The sequence below is a fragment of the Pantoea sp. USMM079 genome (assembly GCF_037153115.1).
Taxonomy (GTDB): Bacteria; Pseudomonadota; Gammaproteobacteria; order Enterobacterales; family Enterobacteriaceae; genus Pantoea; species Pantoea communis.
On record NZ_JBBCKX010000082.1, the window covers coordinates 1 to 249 of the forward strand.

Below are 249 nucleotides of genomic sequence, written 5' to 3' on the forward strand. Positions count from 1 at the left end.
CTCCTGCCTTATCATCTCCGGCTTCCTGCTGCGAAGCGTGAGCCTGCTGTCCTGGAGACCCTGCTTTATTTCACGATATCCCAGCTCTATCTCCCAGCGATGACTGTAGAGATCCGCTATTTCTTTACCCGGGTAACGCATCGCATCCGTCATCGACGTCAGGAACCGCCACGTCCGGCCTTTTATTTCCCGGCTTATCATCCTCATCTCTGTGTGCGCCGCCAGATGCGGCCATTTCTTCCGTGAATG

1 protein-coding gene is annotated in these 249 nt (G+C 55.0%); it reads right to left on the reverse strand.

What is annotated here, in order from left to right:
• The coding region (locus WFP70_RS26615; protein WP_337024914.1) for a transposase at positions 1-249 on the reverse strand (249 nt) is incomplete at both ends.